Origin of the sequence: Nocardiopsis sp. NPDC058631 (assembly GCF_042716955.1) — a bacterium.
Lineage (GTDB): Bacteria > Actinomycetota > Actinomycetes > Streptosporangiales > Streptosporangiaceae > Nocardiopsis.
In genome coordinates, this window is sequence record NZ_JBHXQY010000015.1 from 77,585 (window position 1) to 83,706 (window position 6,122).

7 protein-coding genes are annotated in these 6,122 nt (G+C 72.8%); all 7 read left to right on the plus strand.

What is annotated here, in order from left to right:
* The first annotated feature begins 63 nt into the window (after nt 1–63).
* The 7 genes from pgsA (at nt 64) to ACFWTE_RS08070 (ending at nt 6,047) form a co-directional block, all read left to right on the plus strand.
* Nucleotides 64–714: a phosphatidylinositol phosphate synthase gene (gene pgsA / locus ACFWTE_RS08040; RefSeq protein ID WP_378778587.1), complete on the plus strand. Its 651-nt coding sequence runs from the start codon at nt 64–66 to the stop codon at nt 712–714.
* A 28-nt stretch (nt 715–742) separates the two neighbouring features.
* Nucleotides 743–1,696, plus strand: a complete 954-nt coding sequence (locus ACFWTE_RS08045; RefSeq protein WP_378778576.1) for a phosphatidylinositol mannoside acyltransferase — start codon at nt 743–745, stop codon at nt 1,694–1,696.
* Between the two features lies 1 nt (nt 1,697).
* On the plus strand, nt 1,698–2,897 hold the full coding sequence (locus tag ACFWTE_RS08050) for a glycosyltransferase family 4 protein (RefSeq protein WP_378778577.1): 1,200 nt from the start codon (nt 1,698–1,700) through the stop codon (nt 2,895–2,897).
* 37 nt (nt 2,898–2,934) lie between these two features.
* Nucleotides 2,935–3,492, plus strand: a complete 558-nt coding sequence (locus tag ACFWTE_RS08055) for a hypothetical protein (protein WP_378778588.1) — start codon at nt 2,935–2,937, stop codon at nt 3,490–3,492.
* Nucleotides 3,493–3,680: 188 nt separating this feature from the next.
* Nucleotides 3,681–4,592, plus strand: a complete 912-nt coding sequence (pdxS, locus tag ACFWTE_RS08060) for a pyridoxal 5'-phosphate synthase lyase subunit PdxS (RefSeq protein ID WP_378778578.1) — start codon at nt 3,681–3,683, stop codon at nt 4,590–4,592.
* Nucleotides 4,593–4,692: 100 nt separating this feature from the next.
* Nucleotides 4,693–5,301, plus strand: coding sequence for a pyridoxal 5'-phosphate synthase glutaminase subunit PdxT (gene pdxT / locus ACFWTE_RS08065; RefSeq protein ID WP_378778579.1), 609 nt, complete (start codon nt 4,693–4,695; stop codon nt 5,299–5,301).
* The gene (locus ACFWTE_RS08070) at nt 5,298–6,047 is read left to right on the plus strand and encodes a YebC/PmpR family DNA-binding transcriptional regulator (protein WP_378778580.1); all 750 of its coding nucleotides are present in this window, start codon (nt 5,298–5,300) and stop codon (nt 6,045–6,047) included. The genes pdxT and ACFWTE_RS08070 overlap by 4 nt, the downstream gene beginning before the upstream one ends.
* Nucleotides 6,048–6,122 lie beyond the last annotated feature (75 nt).

Here is a 6,122-nt window from a genome sequence, read left to right on the forward strand (position 1 = left end):
CCCACCCCGGGAGCCGTTCCCGCCCTACGATCACAAGAAGCCATGCTGAGAATCCTTCGCCCCATGACCTCCCGGGTCACCGCTCCGCTCGGCCGGAGCCTCGCCCGGATCGGCCTCACACCCAACCTCGTGACCATCATCGGCGCCGCCGGCGTCGTGATCAGCGCGCTCTACTTCTACCCCCGCGGCCAGCTGTACGCGGGTTCGGTCGTCATCACCGTGTTCGCGCTCTTCGACATGCTCGACGGCGCGGTGGCGCGTGCCAACGACAGCGGCAGCGCGTTCGGCGCCTTCCTCGACTCGACCCTCGACCGGGTGGCGGACGCCTCCATCCTCGCCGGGCTCACGTGGTGGTTCATCGGCGGCGGCGACGACCCCATGCTCGCCGGACTGACCCTGTTCTGCCTGATCAGCGGTTTCATGGTCTCCTACATCAAGGCGCGGGCCGAGGGCCTGGGCGTCAACTGCGACGTCGGCGTCGCCGAGCGGACCGAGCGCCTGGTGATCATCCTGGTGGCCGTCGGGCTCAGCGAGCTGGGCGTGCCCTACATCCTGGTCGGCGGCCTGTGGCTGCTCGCGGGGATGAGCCTGCTCACCGTCCTCCAGCGCCTGGTCGAGACCCGAGCCCGCCTCAACGACCCCTCCTACGTCGACACCACCAACGCTGCGGGCCGCAGGACCGAAGACACCGGCGACACCGTCGGGGAGCCCTGAGGGGCTGCGAAAGGACGGGGAGGACGACGTGGACGAACGCTGGGCGGACGTGGCCTACTCGGCGGGTTGGGAGCTGGTCCGACGCGCCCCCGAGGGGGCGGGCCGGGCGGTCTTCCAGCGTCTGGCCGACCGCTCCTGGCGCACACACGACAGCGGGACGCGCGGGCTGGAGCGCAACCTGCGCCGCCTCCTCGGGCCCGACGCCACCGACGCCCGGCTGCGCGCGCTCTCCCGAGCGGGCATGCGCTCCTACATGCGCTACTACTACGAGCTGTTCCGGCTGCCCGCGATGGACGAGCGGTACGTCCTCGGCCGGACCCGCGCCACCGGTATCGAGGTCCTGGAGAAGCACATCGGGTCGGGTCGCGGCGTGGTCGCCGCCCTGCCCCACATGGGCAACTGGGACCACGCCGGGGCGTGGATCGCCCTGAGGGGCACGCCGCCGACCACCGTCGCCCAGCGGCTGCGCCCGGAGAGCCTGTTCCAGAGGTTCACGGCCTACCGCGAGTCCCTGGGCATGGAGGTGCTTCCGCTGACGGGCGGCGGCGGCACCGTGGCGACCCTGGCCCGGCGGTTGCGCGAGGGCGGGTTGGTGTGCCTGCTCGCCGACCGCGACATCAACGGCACCGGCCTGGAGGTGGACTTCTTCGGGGAGCGCGCCCGGATGCCCTCCGGCCCCGCCGCCCTGGCACTGAACACCGGGGCCGCCCTCATGCCCGTCTCGCTCTGGTACGACGGCCCGTACTGGAACATCCGCGTCCACGACGAGGTCCCCGTCGCGGAGGGGGCCACCCGCTCCGCGCGCATCCAGGGCACCACGCAGGAGCTGGCCCGCGTCTTCGAGGGGGCGATCGCCGATCACCCCGAGGACTGGCACATGCTCCAGCCGGTGTTCAGCCGCGACCACGACGAGGACCGCGCACGGCGCGTGGAGGCCGAGCGCGCCGCGGCCCTGCGGTCCCTCGGCCGCTGGGACGGGTGAGGTGCGCATACGGGTGGGCCTCGTCTGCCCCTACGCCTGGGACGTCCCGGGCGGGGTGCAGCAGCACGTCGGTGACCTCGCCGAGGCGCTGACCCGCATGGGGCACGAGGTGTCGGTGCTGGCTCCGGTGGGAGACGCCGAGGGGGCGGAACTGCCCGACCACCTCGTCAACGCGGGGAGGCCGCTCCCGGTCCGCTACAACGGGTCGGTGGCCAGGCTCAGCTTCGGCCCGCGCACGGCGTCCCGGGTGCGCCGCTGGATCGCCGAGGGCGGCTTCGACGTCCTGCACGTCCACGAACCGTCGGCTCCCAGCGTCTCGCTGCTGGCGTGCTGGGCGGCCGACGGCCCCCTGGTCGCCACGTTCCACACCTCCAACCCGCGCTCACGGGCGATGGCCGCGAGCTCCCGGGCCCTGCGCTCGGCGACGGAGAAGATCAACGGCCGCATCGCGGTGTCCGAGGCGGCCCGGCGGACCCTGGTCGAGCACGTCGGCGGAGACGCCGTGCTCATCCCCAACGGAGTGGCGGTGCGGGCCTTCGAGCACGCCTGCGCCCTGCCCGGCTGGCCGGGTGAGGGCGGGTCCCTCGGTTTCCTCGGCCGCCTGGACGAACCGCGCAAGGGGCTGTCCGTGCTGCTGGACGCCTTCGCCCTGCTGGCCCCGCGGCGCCCGGGCCTGCGCCTCCTGGTCGCGGGCCCCGGGGACGGGGAGGCCGCGCTGGCCGCCGTTCCCGAGGACCTGAGGGCGCGCGTCGTGGTGCTCGGCCGCCTGGACACCGCGGACAAGGCGCGCGCGTACCGCTCGGCCGACGTCTTCTGCGCCCCCAACCTGGGCGGGGAGAGCTTCGGCATCGTCCTGACCGAGGCGATGGCCTCCGGAGCGGCGATCGTCGCCAGTGACATCCCCGCCTTCGCCGCGGTCCTGGAGGGCGGTGCCGCCGGGGACCTGTTCCGCGCCGGGGACCCCGCCGACCTGGCCGCACGCGCCGGGGCGCTCCTGGACGCCCCGGAACGGCGCCGCCGGCTCTCCCTGGCCGCCCGCCGGGCGGTGCGCGCCTACGACTGGGAGACCGTCGCCGCCGACGTCGTGCACGTGTACGAGACGGTGCTCGCGGGTGAGAGGTCGGGCAGAGGGCACCGCACCGGTGTGCGCCTGGACACCGGTCTCCGCGCCGCCGCGCTGCTGCGGCGGGGGTCGGTGTGACCGGGGTGGGAGTACCGGGGAGGGGTGACCGGCCCTGATCGAGGACGCCCTCTTCGTCGCGGCGGTCGCCTCGGGGGTCCTCACCCTGGCGCTGTTCGGGTCCTACCTGTCGTGGAGGGCCGGACGCCTGCACCGCCTGCACCACCGGGTCGACGTCGCGCGGGCCGGGCTGGACGGGGCCCTGGCGCGCCGCCGTGCCGCCGTGCTCGCGCTCGCGGCGGCCGAGTGCGTCCCCCCTGTCCGCGCCCGCGCGCTGGAGGAGGCGGTCGCGGTCGCGGGCGAGGCGGGGGAGCGACACCTCGACCTCGCGGAGAGCATGCTCTCCCGGGTCCTGCGGTCCGAGATCGAGGCCACGGGTCCGGGGTGCCCGCCCGCGGCGCTTCCCGTGCTGGCCGAGGTGGAGTCGGCGGCCAAGGGTGTCCACATCGCCCGCACCTTCTACAACGACGCCGTCTCCGACACCCGCCGGGCCCGCCGCTCCAGGCTCATACGCGTGTTCCGGCTGGCGGGCACCGCGGCCCTTCCGGACTACTTCGAGATCGACGACCGGCCGCCCCGGATCCCGCACCCGCCGGTCCGCCCCGACACCCTGTAAGGCTGTGACCCCCGAAAGCACCGATCTGGCCAAAGCCGACGAAAGGGGGTGGAACTAGGATGGGAGGCTGGTCGCCCCCGGGGTACGCGGCGCCGACGGTGTCCGCGTATCGCCACGCGAGGCCGCCGACTCCGCTGCCCTGCGACAGCAGGTCCAGCGACACCATCGACGAACGGGAGTCCACAACCGTGGCCAACAACGCATCGAACAGCTCCGGCGCAGTGGTCGGCACCCAGCGCGTCAAGCGCGGCATGGCCGAGCAGCTCAAGAACGGCGTCATCATGGACGTCGTCACGCCCGAGCAGGCCAAGATCGCCGAGGACGCCGGTGCCGTCGCGGTCATGGCCCTGGAGCGCGTCCCCGCCGACATCCGCAGGGACGGCGGCGTCGCCCGCATGTCCGACCCGGACATGATCGACGGCATCACCGCAGCCGTCTCCATCCCGGTCATGGCCAAGGTCCGCATCGGACACTTCGTCGAGGCGCAGGTCCTGGAGTCCCTCGGCGTCGACTTCATCGACGAGTCCGAGGTGCTCACCCCCGCCGACGAGGCGTACCACATCGACAAGTGGGCGTTCACGGTCCCGTTCGTGTGCGGCGCGACCAACCTCGGTGAGGCGCTGCGCCGCATCGCCGAGGGCGCGGCCATGATCCGCTCCAAGGGGGAGGCCGGGACCGGCAACGTCGTCGAGGCCACCCGCCACATGCGGTCCATCCGCTCAGAGATCAAGCGGCTCGGAACCCTGGACGAGGCCGAGCTCTTCGGTGCCGCCAAGGAGCTGCGCGCCCCGTTCGAGGTCGTCAAGGAGGTCGCCGGGCTGGGCAGGCTCCCCGTGCCGCTGTTCTCCGCCGGCGGTGTGGCCACCCCGGCGGACGCCGCGCTCATGCGCCAGCTCGGCGCGGAGAGCGTGTTCGTGGGCTCGGGCATCTTCAAGTCGGGCGATCCCGCCAAGCGCGCCGACGCCATCGTGCAGGCGACCCTGCACTACGAGGACCCCGCCGTGATCGCGCGCGTCTCCCGCGGACTGGGCGAGGCCATGGTCGGCATCAACCTCGACGAGCTGTCCGACGCGCAGCGCTACGCCGACCGCGGCTGGTAGCCGCCGGCGCCCGTCCGGCGGCCGAGGACCCGGGCGGGGGGCGGGACCGCGCCGGCCCCGCCTCCCACCCCTTCCCACCAGCCAACGAGTGAGGCCGTTCTTGACCAGCAGACCCACCATCGGCGTCCTCGCCCTCCAGGGTGACGTCGCCGAGCACCTGCGCGTCCTTGACACCCTCGACGTGCACACCGCCAAGGTGCTCACCCCCGCCCAGCTCGACACCGTGGACGGCCTCGTCATCCCCGGCGGGGAGTCCACCACCATGTCCAAGCTGGCCGTCAGGTACGGCCTGCTGGAACCGCTGCGCAAGAGGGTCCGGGCGGGTCTGCCCGCCTACGGCACCTGCGCCGGGATGATCATGCTCGCCGACCGTGTCGAGGGCGCCGTCGAAGGTCAGGAGACCGTCGGCGGGATCGACATGACGGTGCGCCGCAACGCGTTCGGGCGCCAGACCGAGTCCTTCGAGGCCCCCGTCGACATCGTCGGCCTGGACGGCGCGCCGTTCGACGCGGTGTTCATCCGCGCCCCCTGGGTGGAGTCGACGGGACCCGAGGTCACCGTGCTCGGCAGCGTACCGGGCCCCGACGGGGCCGGTAGGATCGTCGCCGTACGACAGGGCGGCCTGATGGCCACGTCCTTCCATCCCGAACTGACCGGCGACGCGCGCATCCACCGCCTCTTCGTCGACCTCGTGAAAGGACATGCATGAGCGGCCACTCCAAGTGGGCCACCACCAAGCACAAGAAAGCCGTCATCGATGCCAAGCGCGGCAAACTCTTCGCCAAGCTGATCAAGAACATCGAGGTGGCCGCGCGTACCGGTGGTGGGGACCCCGACGGGAACCCGACGCTCTACGACGCGATCCAGAAGGCGCGCAAGAGCTCGGTGCCCGCGGACAACATCGAGCGCGCCCGCAAGCGCGGCTCCGGTGAGGAGGCCGGCGGCGCCGAGTGGCAGACCATCATGTACGAGGGATACGCCGCCGGCGGCGTAGCGATGCTGGTGGAGTGCCTGACGGACAACCGCAACCGCGCCGCCTCCGAGGTGCGCGTCGCGGTCACCCGCAACGGCGGCAACATGGCCGACGCCGGATCGGTGTCGTACATGTTCCACCGCAAGGGCGTCGTGATCGTCCCCAAGGAGGGGACGACCGAGGACGACGTGACCCTGGCGGTCCTGGAGGCCGGCGCCGAGGAGATCGAGGACCTGGGCGAGGCGTTCGAGATCGTCTGCGAGGCCACCGACCTGGTCCCGGTGCGCACCGCGCTCCAGGAAGCGGGCATCGACTACGAGTCCGCCGAGTCCAGCTTCCTGCCGACCATGGAGGTCCCGGTCGACGCCGAGACCGCCAAGAAGGTCCTGCGGGTCGTGGACGCGCTGGAGGACTCCGACGACGTGCAGAACGTCTTCACCAACGCGGACATCCCCGACGAGGTGATGGCCGAACTCGGTTAACCGGGTCGGCGGGGCCGGGGCCCGGTCACTTCCGGGCCCGGGGACGAACGCCGGTGGCCGCGCCCAGGACAGGGG

What these genes read in the sequence shown, in the direction of transcription:
- pgsA (WP_378778587.1), top strand. Translation starts at nt 64, where the DNA reads ATGACCTCCCGGGTCACCGCTCCGCTCGGCCGGAGCCTCGCCCGGATC.
- ACFWTE_RS08070 (WP_378778580.1), top strand. Translation starts at nt 5,298, where the DNA reads ATGAGCGGCCACTCCAAGTGGGCCACCACCAAGCACAAGAAAGCCGTC.